The sequence below is a fragment of the Rhodohalobacter halophilus genome, from assembly GCF_001715195.1.
GTDB classification, from domain to species: Bacteria; Bacteroidota; Rhodothermia; order Balneolales; family Balneolaceae; genus Rhodohalobacter; species Rhodohalobacter halophilus.
On the sequence record NZ_MDWE01000039.1, the window covers coordinates 13,113 to 32,247 of the forward strand.

General features: G+C 43.4%; 7 protein-coding genes and 2 pseudogenes. 2 read left to right on the forward strand and 7 right to left on the reverse strand.

From position 1 onward, the window contains the following. Positions 1-2 precede the first annotated feature (2 nt). Entirely contained in the window at positions 3-3,065 is a 3,063-nt protein-coding gene (locus tag BG260_RS10845; protein ID WP_176719479.1) for a SusC/RagA family TonB-linked outer membrane protein, read from the reverse strand. Positions 3,066-3,527: 462 nt separating this feature from the next. Here BG260_RS10845 and BG260_RS14655 point away from each other — a divergent pair. Together BG260_RS14655 and BG260_RS10855 are read left to right on the forward strand one after the other, a co-directional pair. Next, positions 3,528-4,381: pseudogene (locus tag BG260_RS14655) on the forward strand (IS30 family transposase). A gap of 267 nt (positions 4,382-4,648) precedes the next feature. Further along, a complete protein-coding gene (locus tag BG260_RS10855) occupies positions 4,649-5,122 on the forward strand; it encodes a hypothetical protein (RefSeq protein WP_141691580.1) in 474 nt (157 codons plus the stop codon). A gap of 32 nt (positions 5,123-5,154) precedes the next feature. Here BG260_RS10855 and BG260_RS10860 read toward each other — a convergent pair whose 3' ends face one another. The 6 genes and pseudogenes from BG260_RS10860 to BG260_RS10885 all read right to left on the reverse strand — a co-directional run. After that, the gene (locus BG260_RS10860) at positions 5,155-6,606 is read right to left on the reverse strand and encodes a hypothetical protein (RefSeq protein WP_141691581.1); all 1,452 of its coding nucleotides are present in this window, start codon (positions 6,604-6,606) and stop codon (positions 5,155-5,157) included. Position 6,607: 1 nt separating this feature from the next. Next, a complete protein-coding gene (locus BG260_RS10865; RefSeq protein WP_083750268.1) occupies positions 6,608-9,760 on the reverse strand; it encodes a TonB-dependent receptor in 3,153 nt (1,050 codons plus the stop codon). Between the two features lie 122 nt (positions 9,761-9,882). After that, on the reverse strand, positions 9,883-11,667 hold the full coding sequence (locus BG260_RS10870; protein WP_069132571.1) for a RagB/SusD family nutrient uptake outer membrane protein: 1,785 nt from the start codon (positions 11,665-11,667) through the stop codon (positions 9,883-9,885). A gap of 25 nt (positions 11,668-11,692) precedes the next feature. Further along, on the reverse strand, positions 11,693-14,779 hold the full coding sequence (locus BG260_RS10875; RefSeq protein WP_069132573.1) for a SusC/RagA family TonB-linked outer membrane protein: 3,087 nt from the start codon (positions 14,777-14,779) through the stop codon (positions 11,693-11,695). Positions 14,780-15,608: 829 nt separating this feature from the next. Beyond that, complete coding sequence (locus tag BG260_RS10880) at positions 15,609-17,093, reverse strand: SusD/RagB family nutrient-binding outer membrane lipoprotein (RefSeq protein ID WP_083750270.1); 1,485 nt, start codon at positions 17,091-17,093, stop codon at positions 15,609-15,611. A gap of 18 nt (positions 17,094-17,111) precedes the next feature. Further along, positions 17,112-19,135 (reverse strand): annotated as a pseudogene (locus BG260_RS10885) (SusC/RagA family TonB-linked outer membrane protein); the annotation flags it as partial.

A 19,135-nucleotide genomic window follows, 5' to 3' on the forward strand; every position in this document is an offset into this window, starting at 1 on the left:
AATTAAAACCGAATTTCAATTCCAGCATTTACCTGACGCTCGGTCGGATAGGAAGCTGAGGTTGAGTTGTTATAAATATCTGTCGGGCTAAATGCTACCTCAGGATCATACCATGGCCATGCCGTCCAAGTCAACAGGTTTACCGCAGAAGCGTAAACTCTCACGTTGTTCAAACCAATCTGTTCCGTGAGGTTTGCAGGGATCTGGTAGCTGAGTGATACGTTTTTCAATCGAATATAACTTGCGTTATACATTGACTGTGTACTCAGCTGTGTTCGGTAGTTAGCCGTCCCAGGGAAATCGGTTCCTGCTAACATAGCACGTGGGTAGTATGTTATGTCACCGGGTTGTTTCCATCGGTCTTCAACCTCTGTTGTCATGTTCATCAGGAAGTCCGGAGTACGTGTAAAGTAGAAGTCCGTACCGGCAAATGCCCACTGACCAAAACTGAACTGGAAGAACGCATTCAGTGTCAAGCCCTTGTAGGAGAGTGTGTTTCCAAAACCACCAACTGTGTTCGCTACACCGTCCTTGTATTCAATGGCGTCATCAGCCTGAACCGGGTTGTATGTGATGTTTCCATCGGCATCATACCACATCGGACGTCCGTCGGCAGGGTTTACACCGGCCCAACGAGGTGTCTGAATCAAACCAATTGGTTTTCCTTCTTGCAGGGAATTAAATGTATTGTCTTCCCGGATAGGTGTACCATCAGGCAGTTCCAGAATTTCATTGTCAACAAGTGCAATATTGAATCTTGAAGTCCAGCTAAAGTTGTTGGTAGAAACATTTACTGTACTAATTTCAAACTCAATACCGGAGTTTCTGACTTTACCGATGTTTTCGGTTATTTCATCGTAACCGCTATCGCTCGGAAGTGGTCTACCGAAGAGAAGGTTTTCATTATCTTTCTGGTACCAGTCAAGAGAACCAAAAATTCTTCCTTCTAACAATTCGTAATCCAATCCTATGTTAAGTTCTCTTGCTTCTTCCCAACTCAAATTCACGTTTGCAAGCTGAGTAGGTCTGAGACCCGTATTTCCGTTATAGGAACCTGACGCAGAATAGAGTCCTCTGGATGCAAAGTTACCGATGTTTGAGTTACCGGTTACACCATAACCTGCTCTCAACTTCAACTCATCCACAAATTCAACATCAAAGAAATCCTCTTCAGAGATTCTCCATGAACCGGATACAGACGGGAAGAAACCCCATCGTTTCTCATTACCAAAGCGAGAGTGACCGTCGTAACGGGCAACTACGTTCAAGTAGTACTTCTCATCGTAGTTATACTTCGCGTTTGCAAAATAACTTCCCCGTCTCCATTCAGTTTTTATACCTGAAGCATTTGTCGGAGTAGCCGTAGCACTCAACACCTTAAAGAATGGGCCCGGAAGTCCTTCACCCCTGGTCAACATACTTTCTGAGAAATCTCGTCTGTACTCAGTACCTATCAGACCCGATACATTATGAACTCCATCAAATGTTTGCCGCATGTTTGCTACCAAACTTGTATTGAAGTTTCGCACATTTCGATTGGCAAAGCTTACCCAGCCACCTTGGCCCGGAGCTGCAATAGCCGATCTCCACTGCTCATCTTCTGTATTCCTGTAGTCCATAGCAGCTAAACCGTTAAAGTTCAGCCAGTCTGTAGCCAAGTATACCACGTTCAAATTTGAAAGAATCTGAGTAACAGAAACATTTCTTTCCACTTCGTTTTCTTGAACTGCAGGGTTGTTTGGAAGACCAAAACGAGTACCGGGGTTATATTCACCACTTGCAGAATATGGGAAACTCATCGGTGCCTCAAACATCGCCTGTGATGGAGGACAGTTAATAAAGTTACCATCCTGACAAACACCAAACTGTGTACTTCTGGAAACGTTTGTACCCACGGATGTGCGGAAGCGATCACTAATTTGATGATCAAGATTGGTTTTCAAATTCAAACGTGAGAAGTCACTCTTAAATGCCGTTCCCTCGGTATCTTCAAAACCACCGGAAACACGGAATGTAGTTTCTTCGTTACCACCTGAAACTGATAAATTGTAACGCTGAGTTACACCTTCATCAAAAATAAAATCCTGCCAGTCTGTATCACCCAAATTGGTTGACACTCCGGTAGATTGTAGTGCATCACTTATTGATTGCCCACCATTTCTGGCAGCAAGATAAGCAGTTCTGTCTTCGTCAGTCCAATCTGGTGAGAAGAAGAAATCCAGAAGATAATTTCTTCTATTTTCTCTGTATGCATCAAAGTCAGGCAGTGCTCCTGGAGCAGCATATTGCAATCCTTCGGCTAAATAGTCTACATATTGATCTGGTGAAATATAATCTACGTTACGAGCCAACGAACGAACACCGGTTTCAGCACGTGCTGTAACTTGAGTAGCACCGGCACGACCTTTTTTGGTGGTGATAATTACAACACCGGCAGCTGCTTCAGCTCCATAGATAGCTGCAGAAGATGCGTCTTTCAGTACTTCAATAGACTCAATATCATCCGGGTTAATTGTGTTTAATGGTGATGTACTGGTCAAACCTGATTGCTGGGCAAACGAGATCTGCACTCCATCCACAATATAAAGAGGTTCAGTAGCCGCGTTTACAGATCCGTTACCACGAATGTTTACACGGAATGCACCCCCGGGGTTACCGGATGTTGATGTAACATTTACACCGGCCGCTCTACCCTGAAGCAGGGATTCGGGGTTCTGCAGTGTAACATCCTGGATATCCTGTGAACGTACACTAGAGATAGAACCGGAAATTTCACGCTTTGTTTGAACCGCGTAACCGGAAACTACCAGTTCATCCAGGCCAATCGCCCCAACTTCCATTGCAATATCGAGAGTGGTTGTTTGTCCTGCATTTACCTGAACGGTTTCTCTATAGGTACGGTAACCTACAAATGTAGCAGTAATATTGTACGTGCCCGCCGGGATATTTTCGATTTCGAATTCACCGTTAATATCACTGGCTGCACCTCGTTCTAGTTCAACGACCAATACACTAGCACCGGGAAGAGATTCCCCGGTTGCCTGGTCAGTAACTGTTCCTGTCAAAGTCCCTGTTTGAGCATTTGCAGTACTTGAAAAAGCACTCACAAATAGCACAAAAAAAAGAGCTGACAAGGATAATAGTATCCTTTTCATCATAGATGACCTCTATAAGTGTTTGTTTTGGTTAATGTTAAACTATTCAGCCTGAATTAACTGTGCTGTTGGAACTTTAATCTCGTTCTGAAACACCTGTTTAAATGAGCATGAATAGTTCATTGTTTAGCAGTTACGAATCTAATCGAAGAAATTACAAATTCAAAATTTTGTTAATGTTTTTTTAACATTTCAAATACCTACATAATCATCTATAAGTGTTAAAAAACTACATATCATGTTGTTAAAGGAAATTGAACAGAAATATGTTTTTTTTAGATCTGAGTTCAAGTAATAAGTGCAACACGAAAAGTAACCCTGAGGGGCGCGCCCCTCAGGGTTTTCGGCCAAGCGGCTTATATTCGTGTTACTATGCAAAAATACAAACAACTTGACCTTAACGCTCGTCATCAGATCAACGCCCTGCTGCAGGCAGGCCACTCACAAACCAACATCACGCAAATAATCGGAGTTCACAAATCAACGGTCTCCCGGGAACTTTCCCGCAACGTGCCCACCCGCGGACGCTATGCCAACGAGTATCGGCCGGAGGCGGCTCAGTGGACGCTGGAACGTTCAGGGTACTGGCGGGGTGAGCCACGAGGCGATTTACCAATGGATCTGGCGAGGGAAGGCCAGCAAGGACCCTATCACCGCCGGGCTTTACAAACACCTTAAACATGGCCGGAGACGGCGCAAAAGAGGTAATTATAACGACTCCAGAGAGATTCTTAATGGGCGTGTGGGCATCGAAAAGCGTCCGAAGGTCGTTGAGCAGCGCACACGTCTGGGAGACCTGGAAGCCGACTTCATGATGGGCAAAGCTCACAAGTCTGCCCTGCTGGTCATCACCGATCGGGCCACGCTTCTAACCCGGCTGAAGAAAGCCACCAGCCGGCAGACCGATTGCACCGAAGCCACTATTGAGCAGATGCTGACCCCTCGACAGTGACAAGGGGTTTGCCAACCATCAGTCGATTGGCAGAACATTGGACGCGGATGTATACTTTACCCGCCCGTATACCTCCCAGGATAAGGGCACGGTTGAAAACAGAATTGGAGTAATTCGACAGTTCTTTCCAAAGGGTACAGATCTGAGGGAGGTATCCGAGCGACAAATTAAAACCGTCGAGCGCCACCTCAACAATCGACCTATTCGAAAATTTGATTACCTTTCACCAATTCAACAAACCTTAAAACACCGCGCTGTTGCATTAGTGACTTGAACACAGCATTTGCAATAATATCAGGCTCAAATATCACACACTCATTTTTATATAGGTCTTATGAAGCAAAGTCGATTATAAGATCAAACATTATGGTTCAATAGTAGTGTGAAGTAACGAACCGGTTCTGGTGTCTTTTGGGTGTTGTTATTGCTATTGCTTTTGAACTAATATCCATCCACGTAATATAATTTTGCCCCTGCCTTCTAACCGGTTAATTTTTATATTAAAATTTTTAATCAGGATTCTGAATTAATATTAAAGCGGATGAAATACCTACTATTTCTATTATTCTTTATAACAGTCAGCTGCCAGCCTAACTCAAACTCGGTCTCAGCTATTGAGATTGATTATTTGCATGTCGATAACTTAGAGGAAGGGCATTGGATCGAAATAGACGGTGTGCGGTTTGAACATGTTAAAGCGTTCGAAGAAGTTGATGAACGGCTATTTACACTACCGGCTTCCAGAATAACAAGGGGAGCTGAATTCAGACAACAGGAGTTTACAGAACCGATGGCCTCTATTAATATTGCTATTATGCTGGCCGGATACCTCCATAATATCAATGTTGCGGAAAATCTGAACGTCAGCCACGATCATACCTACCGAATCATTAATACCCCGCTTCTTCATACTCAAGGAAAACTTCAATTTATCAGAACTGATTCCTCTGATATTGAGATATCCTACTCGGATGACTATCCGGCCAGAGTACAAGTCATAGATATTAACAACTAATATCTACCCGGCCATATCTGTTCAACATGGAGCTATTGAACTGAAAAAAGAGTTCCCGGGTAACTGTTCACATCAATAGGCTGAACTGACAACTTGAAGACCCGATTAATCAGGGTGATCAACTCATTGGTAACTAATGCCTGTCCGCGTGGATTTAGATATACACCATCTGCAGAATAAATTCCATTTCGTGACCAATTCACACCGATATCCACTCCATCTATCAATATTTCTCCATCTGCTGCTTTTTGAATAGTGGCCGATATGTCAAGCAGATGAACGCGATCACTATTTACAGACTGCATTTTTATCCAATCGTTGTACTCTGTTAAAATTTCCATGAAATAGGATTGCTGATTTTCTGTCAGCACGTGCACATCCGCTATCGGTTCTGTTTTTCCGTATTGATCGTTTTCTTTAAATAAATTCAGAAATGAATAGAGCAGCATTTCACCCTCCCTCATCTGGCGAATTTGTGGCAGCTCTGAACCATCTTCAAGAGTTACAACCGAAAGGTCAGAATCCTCGATTACCCTTGCACGAAATTGATCACCCCCATCACTGTCAAAGTCTATAAACGGTCTCTTCCCTCTCGTCTCACTTTCTTCAGACAAGTTGTACTCTCTCACTTGAGCATTAAATTCACGGTAGTAATCATTTAATGAGCCAATCTCTGAAAACGTAATATCAAATCCCGAAACCATATGATATGGAATTGTGGAAAAATAGGGGCCGTAGAGGGGATTAGAAACGGTCGTTACGATAACATCACTCTCAGTTTCGCTCAGAATTCGTGTAATTAAGTCGTTAATTGAATCTCTGTATAGATCGAAGTGTGTGAAGCCAGTTTCCATGATTGTTTGCGGATTGCTCCCACCGACACCTGTAGCACCATACATCAGGTAACCGATTAAATCGTCTGTCCCCTGGTTTAACAGAACAACAGACGGATCTGAATTAATCACATGATCTGCTATCGATTGATCAGGAGTGATGGGAAGTCGGTCTGCAAATATATTCTCAACCTGATTACGCTCAGCATCCAATTGATAAGAGCGTAATCCCGGTACCGAATAGTTCTTTAAAAATTCGACCGGACCGTTCCAGACTTCAGGAAGTTCACCGTCAACTGTACTTCTAAAAGGAAAGTTTGATTGTCCAATCTCCCGGTACAGCTCATAAAAACCTGTTGTCTGCTCTTCAAATAGATTATAGCCGCGAGTGGATTGAACATCAGGTTGTAAAAACAGATCCGCTCCGTAGAACTCATTAATCTTTATACCAAGCAGGTTGGGGTACGCAAAGTTCTGTTTGTCTGCAATTAAAACTCCATCCATAGCCCCGGAGCTAAATCCATCGCCAATCACATAGAAACGTGAAAAATCGATTCCATCAAAATGATCCGCCTCCTCTTCGGGTTCAGGAAAGGTGTATGAACATCCTGTCAATAATATGAGTGCTATAAAAGATAGTGAGAGTTTCATCTTAAAAGATTCCCGGATTATAGGTAAATGTTGCAAAAACGATAGAGCCAATTGCCGGACCGCCGAACATGTTGGTATATCTCCTCACGCCCATATTGGTAAATCCGGCTTTTATCAAACTGTTGAGCGCCGGAATCCCAACATTCAACTGAAAGTCGAAATGCCCGTACTGCTCAAGCCTGCCATCTAAAAAGGGACTTCGCCAGTTATGTGCAGCTCTGTGTCTGTAAATCATTTTGAAACCAATATTGGGAGCGATCTCCCGATTCCCCCACTCAACATTAAACTTTAAAGGGGGTGTATTGAATCCCGGCACTAAGGGATCATCGGAATTATTTATCATTTCCGTTAATGTTCCGTTCAGCCCAAAAAAGAATGTTCCCGACTGCTGTTTCAAATCAAATGAGACCCCATGAATAGTTACCCAATCTGTGGCATTTCCGTAAACATAAAATCGATCGCTTTCAGCTGCACTGTTCAATTGTCCCGCAGCAGCGTAAAGATCTATAGATGGGCTTGTTCGCGGCTTCACCACGCGGTGTAATCCAATAAATTGATCGTAAAAATTAACAAAATAGTTTAGATCCAGATAAAAATTGGAAGAGTAGAGACGTCTGTATCCAATTTCTATGGAGTGTGTTTTTTCCGGTTTGATACCATTAAAAAATCCCTCACCGATAATACCATTTTCAAGAGTATTTAGATGGATGAGCTCAGCCAGGGACCGCTCTACGTCACTTTTATTCAATTCGTTAATTACGATTTCGTTAAACTCTTCGAGAGACTGCTCAGTTACAGAGTTAAACTCCAGCTGATATGGCGATACAATTTGAGATAAACCTCCCAAGATTCGTGCATTTCCAATATCCTGGTTCAGAAACTGTTCACGTACCGTTGGAAACCTAAACCCATACTGATAGGAAAAAAGCAAATAGTGTTTATCAGCCAGCAAATAGTTTATTCCCAACTGCGGACTTACAGCCGTCCTAAAGTTTTCATTTTTATCTGCCCTTATAGCGGCAGATAATACGAGATTCTCATCTGATAGCTTTTTCACCGACTGTAGATAGGCACCATATTCAAAATTGGTAATTTCGTTACCGGTTGTGTCCGGGAAAAGCGTACCTCCTGAATTGAGCTCGTAATACCTGAATGAGATGGCTCCATTCAGTTCCAGTGAGTCAAATCTGTCTTTAGATTTAAACCCCGCCTCCACATGTGAGAGCTCAGAATTATCTCTGATGCCTGCTCCATCATCAAAATCATGACTCTTCTTTAACCTTTTAAACTCCGAGGCAAACTCTTCAGATCCCGGTTCAAGAAAGGGGCGAGCTGTTTGGTCCTGAATAAGGGTTACTCCGGAATTTGCAAAGTTTCGTGCAGCTATGCGATCACCCCTTGGTATCCCCATGAAAGGAATTCCTCTTTGGTAAGCCAAGCGATAGTCACGAAACCAGTCTTGATCGGATTTTGCAGATTCCAGTAACTGATCAGCCATTTTTACAACATCATACGAGTCACCCGATTGTTGCCAAGTTGTATAAGCTCTTGTGTACAGATATTCACTTCTCAATTCAGTGGTAAGCTGAAAAATTTCAAAACCCTCAAGCCTTATCCTGCTATCATCTGTATATAGGGTGTTCGTATATCCATATCTCCCTTCAAGTTTAAATTCCGAACTATGCGTTGGCTTGAAATGAATTGAGCCTGCTGCTTTTCGGGTCTCTACATCATAATCTACCAGCTCATTTTCATTGTACCCGTTTCTTGTAACCGGCAAATAAGAACCATCCGGTACACCGTCACGATCCACTGCCACGGGCAGATAGGTGAAGGACTCATCGCCATAAACATTTACTCCATTATACCCGTGTACGTCCCGATGAGTCTCCCACGGTTCACCATATCCAATATTTTTGTAGTTATTTGCCTGCCAATCTGTACCCATGAGCCAGCTGCCGGTTATTTTTAATGCCAGACGGTCTCCAAATGATTCTGCATATCTGCCGCTAAAGTCAAACATTCCATCCCCCTCGGCAGCCCACTGGCTGCCGCCTCCCAATCTTAAATCATTGACTCCTCCTTTTACTTGTGCCGAGAAGCCGGGACTTTGAAATGGATTTTTGCTGTTAATATTCAGTACTCCGCCCATAGCACCCGGTCCGTGTAAAGAGGAAGCCGGGCCAAGAACCATCTCCATATTTGCAATATCCAGATCCGAAGGCCCCAATAGATTCCCTACCGGAAAACCTAATCCGGGTGCCTGGCTATCGATGCCGTCGGTAAGTTGAAGTACCCGGCTACTTGCCCCCGTGTTAAATCCACGAGTACTTATCGTCTGCATATTCATACTTTGTGTCGCTACATCCACCTCCCTGAGTGTGGATATCAGATCAAAAGCATCAAAAGAGGCCACCTGTTGTACATCTACACTGCTTACTCTTGAAATAGTCTGTGTAGACTGAAGTTCATCCCGGGTCATCATATCTGCGGTTACGACAATATCCTCCTCCTGAAACATCCGTGGAGTCATCGACACTTCGATATTTGAAATATTATCAGAGTCAAAATTTCTTTCCGCCGGAAAATAGGCTACATGTGAAAATCGAATTTGAAAAGGCAGACTATAATTAAAAGTAAACCTAAAATGGCCATCTCGATTCGTAACCGTTCCAATTGGATTTCCAACTACGATATCACTGTCATTTGAGAATATTTCAAGCTGAACATCACGTACCCGTTTTCCGGTTATCCCGTCTTTAACAACTCCCTCGATTTGAATAGAATATGCCTTCTTCATTGTAACTATCTGAATACCATCACCGCCTGAATTGCCAAGATTAACCTCATTTCTCATGTAGTTTCTGTGAGTCAAAATAAGCCTGGTCTGATCTAAATTCTGAGCATCAATTATTATCACTCCATCTTCGCTTCCGGTACCCTCAGTAATTAATTCTCCGGTCCGGATGTTTACGAGACTGTACATTACAGATGCTATTGGTAATCCTGTTTTATGATCCACAACTTCAATTATCATTTCTGAAGCACTATGCTGACCATATGCGACACTTTCAGATCTGCTCGTTTCTGAAAGGAAGATGGATAACAGAATAGTGAGGAACGATCCGGTTAGGAGTAAATAGTTTTTAGGCATTTCGTAACAAATCGGTTGGAATGCTGTAAGTAGATAAAATTTCCACTAAAACGACAAATTAAAAAAAAGACCCGGAAGCAATTGCCCCCGAGCCTTTTTCGGTCATCTATATAAAGTTGACTTTATTGGTTTCTTCTTGTCTCGTTACCGGAGTAAGTGGGTGCAGGGATATCACTGCCCATATAAGGACGGTATTTGCCTGCGGCCTCTGCATTTTCACCTACTGTTGGCAATGGTCCGCCGAAAACTTGTTCGGCCAGGTTTTTCCAGCTGTTTGAACCGGATGCAGTTCCGGGATCTCCGGCAAAATCTACCCCACCAAAGGTGTAGTTTTCTCGCTGAAGAAGTTCCAGCTCACTGCCGGGTACCGCAAAATGATTCGGCGTACCTGCTTGTAACAGATCATGCCTTCTCATGAAGAACCACTGTGTACCAACTCCACCCAGCTGATCAATCTCAATGGAGTACTCTCGTAAAAGAGCCCACTGAATTTCAGGTATGGATTCAGTACCCAGATAGTTATGACCACCCGATAATCCATTGTAGTCAATAAATCCAATCTGGTTTGCGGGCAGATCGATACTCAACTCCATGACTCCTGTTCCTGCAGGTGTGTCATTCAGAATTTGAGCAGCATCAACTGCATTACCTGAGCTCATCAGACTTGCCTCAGCTCTGAGAAGGTCATTTTCAACGGAAGTAAACAGTGTTACCCCGTATGAAGACGGCCACCAGTCATTATTAGCAAAGAAACGAAGACTGAAGTAGTTCGTATAGAGATTAGCATTACGATTTGGATTCAAGAATCCGGGATTCGTTGTATATACGAAGTATTCAAGCCGCGGGTCATCGCTTTCAGCCGGCTCCAAACCTGCTGTGGCACCGGCCAGTTCAGCCGGATATTCAGTAGGATAGTCCGGATCCAGCATATGCGCCATTTTTATATCTACCGGGTTATACCCAGCGCAACTACTTAAACCAGAACTTCCACAAGTAACCACGAAGTTTAGCCAGTCTGCCATATAGTTTGCAAATGTACCATCCGAACCAACATTACGTGCTGTAAAATCCGGAATAGATGAAAGAGCTTCAGGTCCGCCCAATCCTTTGTTTGCAAGTGACAGAATTTCACCCCAGTTCAATGTGGCAGCTTCATCAGCTGATCTTGCTTTACCTGCAGAAAATTTAGCTGCATAAGAGTGCGCAATATCACTGAATTGGGCAAAATTCCAGCTATCCGCTGCATTTGGCATTGTGTTCAGTTGAAAATTAGGTGCGTTATTTGCCACAGTAACGGCATTTACGATATCGTCAACAGCTGCGTCAATGAGATCAGAATATGGACTGAATTCAAAGCTGGTTGGATCCTGGGTCAAATCAGTGTTTTCATCAACCAGGTAAGCTTGATCATAAATCAGCCCAAGATATCCGCGGGCGATTCCCCGGATAAAATAAGCCTGAGCCAGAACCTGATCAGTCACATCAACACCGTCTGATATAAATTCCTGACCATCATTTACTATGGCATCTATAAGAATATTTGCAGTTGCAATACCGGAGTTCATTGCCCCCCAATATGCACTAAATGATGATGTAGCAGAATAGGAAGTAGTGTTATTCATCCGCATCCTTGGTTCCTCCGCAAAATCCCAGTATTGACGGAAAAGGTTTGTCGATGTTGCCTGGTCGGCAAGCATATGCGGGGCTACTGCCCATGAAGTAACTACTCCTGCAAATACTTGCTGATATGCACCGTTCAGAAGTTTAAGGGTGTTTTCTACATCAGACAGAACTGCATCTCTGTCCGGCTCATTCAAGTTATCTACTGATAGGTCTGCACAACTCTGTATAGAAAATGTGCTGACAATCAGTACAACAATCAGATATTTCAATTTTAGTAATTTCATAATCTTATCGTTCTACGATTTGGGGTTAAATTCGAACCTGTATAGAGGCACTGAACGTCCTGAAGTTTGGATAGGAGTATTCATCCAATCGGAAGTTTGTTGCATTAGTACGAAGTGCCACTTCGGGATCAAACCCAGTATAATTGGTAAATGTAAGCAGGTTACGCCCGATGAGTGAAAACCTGACATCCTGTAAATAGTTACCAAAATATCCTAACTGTCTGTTATTAATTGTATAAGAGACAGAAAGCTCACGCAATTTCAGGAATGATGCATCCTCAACAAAGTATGATGTAGCCTGAGCACCATTGTATAAACCATTTGCGGCCAGAAGATATTCAGGATCATATCCATTTTGTGTATAAGTTTCGAGATCTTTATGCACCAATCGGTTATAGAGTAGCTGGCGGGTATAGTTGTAGACATCTCCACCTTGTACCCAATCCCATGTCATAAATAAGCCGAGCCCCTTCCAGTTAAAGCTGGTAGATAGACCCATTTTGAAATCAGGTTCGGTATTACCGATCATTACAACCTCTTTGTCGCCGTTCTCATCCACCAAATACATTGGACGCTCATTTGGAGTTCCGGCATCATCAGACAGAACCACATGCCCTAAATCGTTGACTTCAAAGTCTTCCGGTGTGTAACCTCCTGCAATATTGGTTACAAAACCGTCATCGCCTACCGTCAGCTGGTCAATGGATGTAATGAGTTTGTTACCATACATCGCACCGTAAGGAACTCCTTCCTCAAATCGGAATAGCGCAATAGCAGCTCCGCCCGGCTGTCGTGTGAATGGAGGCAATGGTCCTAAATCGGTCACTTCTTGACGATTTCTATCAAAAGACAGATTGAAATCCAACGTCATATCTCTTGTACTGATCAACTGTCCATTCAGTGCCAGCTCAAGAGTTTTATTCTCGATCTCACCAATATTTTGCCATTGACTGCTATACGCAGATACACCTGTCAACGGAACATTCCAATAGTCATTGGTCACATTCGTTAATGCGTAATTCGCAGTAAAGTTGAAACGGTTCAGGAAAGAGATATCCAATCCGATTTCAGTTTCCGCAACGACAGAAGGCTTGATTGCAGAGTTACCCAAAACTACAGGAGTCACAGTTGTGGCAGATGCACTGTAGGTTTCGTACTGTGCCTGAAACGGCGGACGCTGTCCGGACACACCGTAGGATGCTCTAACCTTCATCTCCTGAATATTGTTAATGTCAAAATCCTGTGTAATCCGATATGCTAAAGAGCCTCTGTAATACCACTGGTATCTCTCATCAGAACCAAAAGATGAGGAGCCGTCTCGTCTGAGCATCGCCCCGAGAATCACCTTATCCTGATAATCGATATCTGTATTAAAGATAAAATTCTCAGCTCTTTCAGTAGATTGAAATGAGGAAGCGCTATACGTTCCCGGATCAACGGCACCTATGTTACGAATGTCAGGTACTGAATAGTTGAATCCGCTGACGGTCGTTCGAATATAATTTCTATCTTCGTACAAATACTTCAGAATTGTACTGAAATTGAAATCACCGACGCTGTTTACGGATTCTAACCACAATTCTGTTACTGCAGTAGACTGCTCAATATTCTCCCGCAGTTCATAACCATTATTCAATGCCGTACTCGGTGTTGGAGTTTGGTAGCCGACAGGAGTATGGTCTGTGGTTAACTGGTATCTTGTATCTAAAGATTGACGCGCATTGGCACTTAACCAGTCGGTTATATCATATCCGGCTGTCAATCCAAGTATATATCTGTCCCGATCTACATTTCGCTCACGATTCTGAGCAACATAGAGCGGATTCTGCCAGTTTGACCCGTCGATTGAATAACCGGTTGGATTGTTCGAGAATGTCCCATCCTCATTGGTTTCGGTCAGATCAATAAAAGGCACCGCACTCAGGGCAGAGTAGAAGTAATTTGCACCCTGTCCCTGTTCCGGGAAGAATGGATATTCTGCATTGATGTATGAACCGCTAAAGGAAACCCTGAAATTATCTGTTTGAGTGTAGTCGGCATTAAATCTTAGAGAATTTCTAACGTATCCGTCTAATCCTTCAACAACACCACCTTGGTTGTGATTTTCATAGGATGCCATATAGGTAAAATCACTGGCTGAACTACCTATTTGCACATAGTTCGTATTGTATGGCTGACCTGAGAAAATATTATCAACATTGTCATAGGTCACAGGATAATCCTTATTAAATACTCGTTCTGTGTCATACACCTCATAACTTGGCCAAGAAGTTACAAAGCGGCCTGAAGCATCCAGCTCGGAATCATCAATCCAGGGATGTTTCTTCGTCAAAGGATAATCATTGGCAATTTCTGAAAAGCCATACTCGCTCCGTACTGTTACTCTCGGTCTGTCAATTGCATCAGAAGCTCGTTTGGTCAGAATCTGAATTACACCATTACCGGCCAATGATCCATAAATTGAGGCTGCTGCTGCTCCTTTAATGATCTCAATGGACTCGACATCCTGCATATTAATATCTTGTAGGTTACCATCTGTGATAATTCCATCAATAATAATTAATGGTGCCTGATCGCCCAGTAATGAAGTAGAGCCACGCAGGCGGATCGTAGCCGGGTTCGCCGGGTCACCCGAAGCATTTACGATGGTAAGTCCCGGTGTTTTGGATCGAATTGCAGCTCCCAGGTTTGATGCAGGTACCTCTTGGAGTTCACGCTCACTCACTTTAGAAACTGAAAACCCAAGCTTGGTAGTTTGTGTACCCCGCCCTACACCGGTCACAACTACCTCTTCAAGGCCAAGGATATCCTGTTCAAGTGAAATATTTTGCGTTAAGGCTGTTGAACCAACCTGAATTTGTGTCGAAAACCTCTTATATCCTATATAGGTAACCGTTAATGTATAAGAGCCTTCCGGCACATTTGAAATCTGGTATTCACCATCAACGTTTGTTGGTGCACCTCTTTGTAATTCAGCAATTACCACGTTCACTCCCGGCAATGGTTCACCGGTTCTTGAATCGGTAACTGTACCCTGAACACTTCCCTGTGCTATTGCAGAGAGGGAGAATGCCAGAGATATGACTAACGATAGCAGTATCTGTCTAGACATAGACTTACCTCTAATGTTTAGGTTTTGGTTAATGAATGGTGTCATTTCAGAATCATTGAACCTAAAAAGGTTAACTTTTATTAGGCGCCTGACAATGACACCATGATTTTACAAAATATTTACATTTATGCAAATTTTTTACACCAACCGAATTCCTTGCCGAAACCGATACTGATCAACGAGTCCATTTTACCCCTAAATTGTTATATTTTCATCATTATTGCATGTAAACGCCAATAAGTTGATCATTCTTTAAAACACCCTTTTGTTAATTTGTGTAAACAAATATTTTTCCAATATTTATCTTTTCGAGAGTGATTCGGACTGTTATTGACGCACTCCAACCCCTTAACACGATCAACACCAATCCGTTAAGTATATCTCAACACTCAAAATCCAATTCCATTCATGAACGACCGGCTTGTTACCAAATCCTGTATCAGAATATTTCACCAATTATCTTCCACAACTCCAGCAAATCCATACCACCCCTCCTTAGAGTTGGAGTTGATACGGACTTGGTACGGAGATGGTATAGGCTTTTACCTAACCTGACTACCCACATTAAACCATCAAAAAAACACCGGCACCGAATTGTTCCTTAGAAGAGATTTGAGGTCTATCCAAACCCGGCAGGTCTTGAAGACCTGCCGGGTTTTGCACATCCGATCCCTGACTCAAAGACCCGGCAGGTTTTGAAAACCTGTCGGGTCTGGGTCATGCTCATAAAAAAAACCCGCCCCGGGATTGCTCCGAAGGCGGGTTTTGAGTTTTATCTAAACCCGGCAGGTCACGGAGACCTGTCCGGTTTTAAAAATATGAGATGAAGTTAATTCACATCCCACCAAACTCTGGTGTATGGAGTATCAGGACCTTGAGCCTGCACAGCAGCCTCATAGTTATCCTGATTAATGGTAGCCTCAGATGTTGGATATGTGAATCGAACCGGAATTTCAGGTTCAACTCCCACACCAAATGGGTTTGGAGTCAGTTCCGGATATCCCAGTCGTCTCCACTCAGCCCATCCCTCGTATCCATGTGGGAAGAGAGCAATCCATTTTTGGTTACCAATTTTCTCATCCCAAACTGCAGGATCGTATGCAACTTCAGCTTGTGCAATATAATCTGCAAAATTGTCTGCATCATATACACCCCACTGATTCCAGGAAGCTTCGATACCTGCCAGATAGTGAGTTTCGGCATCATCTGCAATCCAGCCTCGTTCTGAAGCTTCTGCCATAGCAAAGTGCATTTCTGCGACTGTAATGATTGGCAGGTCAGCACCTTGATCACCAACAGCAGGTCCACCTCCACCGATTGCAGCACCGGGGAATGAAATCTCGTCGTTAGTCAGCTCACCTGCATCTTCCAGGAATGGCATTCCCTGAATTTCATCAAATGTCACTTCCGGATCATTATCCGAATAATTTGGTGCAGGATTTGCATAAACGAGGATACGATAATCTTCCAGATCTTTCATATAGTCAGCGATCGTTTTATGAATCGCATAGTCTGTTCTTGTCTGGAAACGTGCATACCACGGATTCTGGTTGTTAGCCTCGGCCAGGTATGGATACATTACGTCTTCGGAAATCAATCCGTCTGACACTGCATCCGCAAATTCAGATGCTGCCAGCGAAGGGTTAGCATCTGCAATACGCAGCGCGGCTCTTGCTCTCAGACTGTTTGCAAACAGTGCCCATTGATCCATGTCTCCGTCAAAGAGAATATCACCACGCACACCGGTTCCACCGTCCATTTGATTGACAGCTTCCTTCAGTTCGTTAATGATATCCGCATAGATATCTTCCTGCAGATCGTATGCAGGTGAGAAGTTATCTCGTCCCTGCAGAGCTTCACTGTAAGGAATCATACCCCAGCGATCTGTCATCATCTGGTAGAAATAGGCTTTCAGAATTCTCGCTACTGCGATCTGATTTGCATTACTACCTCCTGACAATACATCGGGAGCTGTTTCCGGATCTGAGTTCAGATTTATAATGGTCTGCAAACTCTGAAGCGGACCGGTATACCAGCCGTTGAAGTTTGCATTCATGTTCCGGTATTCCTGGGCATCCGTATACTGGGTCTCTCCAATATACTGGACTAACAGCGTACCGGTTGTGGCTCCTACTACATTATCGATGCTTCGTTCTGCATTTGTGAGAAGCAGTTCAGTACGAACTTGCGAAGGATTATTCGGGTCATTATTCAAATTTCCGAAATCATCACAGCTCATAAACAGCACCGCAAAAAGAGTTACCAATGTTACGCTTTTGATCGGTGTCATAGCTTTGAAATTTAAGTTTTTCATAATTCTGTCTCCCTCGGATTAAAAGTTAAGATTTACGTTGAATCCGATTGAGCGGGTACCCGGCAGGCCACCACCTTCCCAGAAGCCAAATCCGTTGGCATTGTTCTGAATCGCAGATGGATCCACTCCACTTGTAGTAGAATAGATCAACAATGGATTTTTCAGATCAAGTGAAACGGCAGCTCTACGGATAGGAGTGCTTTCGAGCAGGCTAACAGGAATGTTGTACGTAAATCGTACTTCCCGAAGCTTGATATAACTAGCGTCTTTCAGCCACTCTTCTTTGTTGAAGAACTGGTCAATACCCCAGTTAGCTGCATTACGCAGGTAAGCAACTTCATTTCCGTTTGTATCAACACCTTCAACAAGCACACCACCGGATTCCGGTGCAGCCTGATCCAGAGGCACTGAAGACAATCCTGAATTACCATTAGAGTCAACAACAGGATCACGCAGTGGATTTCCAAGTGCGTTGTTTCCAACAGTATTCATGGTCAGTCCGGAATACGTTCCAAACATCTGAGACAGTGAGTAGAACTTACCGCCTTTCTGAAACTCAACAAAAGCTCCGAGATTGAAATCCTTGAAGCTTACGTCCAGATTGAATCCACCGTTCCAGTCAGGAAGGATATTTCCAAGTCTCTTGTTGTTTTCAAGTGCGTATGTACCGTTAGAGTTTACGATTCTACGGCCTTGCTCATCCAGTAAGTATCCACCGTAAGAGCTGGTCGTAATCGCTTCACCCCACTCTTCGCCTTCAACAGCAAAAAGCTGGATACCGAAGAATGCACTTTCCAGAAGACGTGTATCAATACCTTCAGCCAGTTCATTAACTACAGACTTGCTGGTTGACCAGTTTACGTCCACTTCAACATTCCAGTCAGAAGTCTGAACCGGAGTTGCTCCAAGCGATACTTCCCAACCGGTTGTTGTAAATTTACCTGCATTAACGAGCGAAAAGTTATAACCACTTGCTCCCGGCACTTCCAGAGACAGGATTTCGTTTTCACGAACAGAGTTATAGTAGTTAACGTCTGTTCTTAAACGTCCGTCCAGAAATCTCAAGTCGATACCAAATTCATAATCTGATGAAATGGCCGGCTCAAGATCTGGATTTGCCAGAGTTGACGGTATTGTCTGTGTTGGCATTGATCCGTAAGGAGTTCCACTGTTAAATGTCTGGAATACTCGGAATGGATCCAGGTCATTACCAACCTGTGCAACAGATGCACGCAGTTTACCAAAGCTCAGTAGGTTCTGATTCGCAAAAAAGTCGAATTCAGTAAATACCAAACTACCTGACACTCCATAGTAGAAGTAAGAGTTGTTATCTGAAGGAAGTGCAGAAGACCAGTCATTTCGACCTGTTAAGTCAAGATAAACCAGATCCTGGTAACCAAGCGTTGCGGTACCAAAAATACTTCTCACCTCTTTCTTCTCATTGTAGTTGGAAACTGCAGGCCTGTCGATAGAAGCATCTATATTGAAGAAATTCGGAACTGACAATCCACCCTGAGTCTGCTGTTGCAGAGAACTGTAGGTTTGTGTCAAAATATTACCCCCAAAGAATCCATTGAAAGAAACATCCTGGAAATCTTCCTGATATCGTACACCTGCCTCGTAGTTAACTTCACGACGAGATCTTTGTGCAGTGTAGTACCAGTCTTGCTCCAGACCGCCGGTAGCAATTCTATCCTCAACATTAAAGCTGTACGCATCAAGGTGTAATTTACCCTGAATTTCAATGTTGTCGCGTACATTATATGTCATCTGATAGTTACCATAGAGTCGGTCCCTGTCATCGTTCTGACGGTTTTCATTTACGCTGAAAAACGGACTATCCCAATAAAGGGGACGAAGGTCTGTATTTGAACGAATGTTCCAGGACATCAGAGTACCATCTTCGGCACGATACTGACGCAGTTTGTCCATATCCAACTGACGCTGGAACCACTGATTCATCTGCTGAGCAGCATTACCCTGAGCGGCAGAATATCCTGTAGCAGGGCGATTCTCAGTAGATGTATTCACATAGTTAAAGG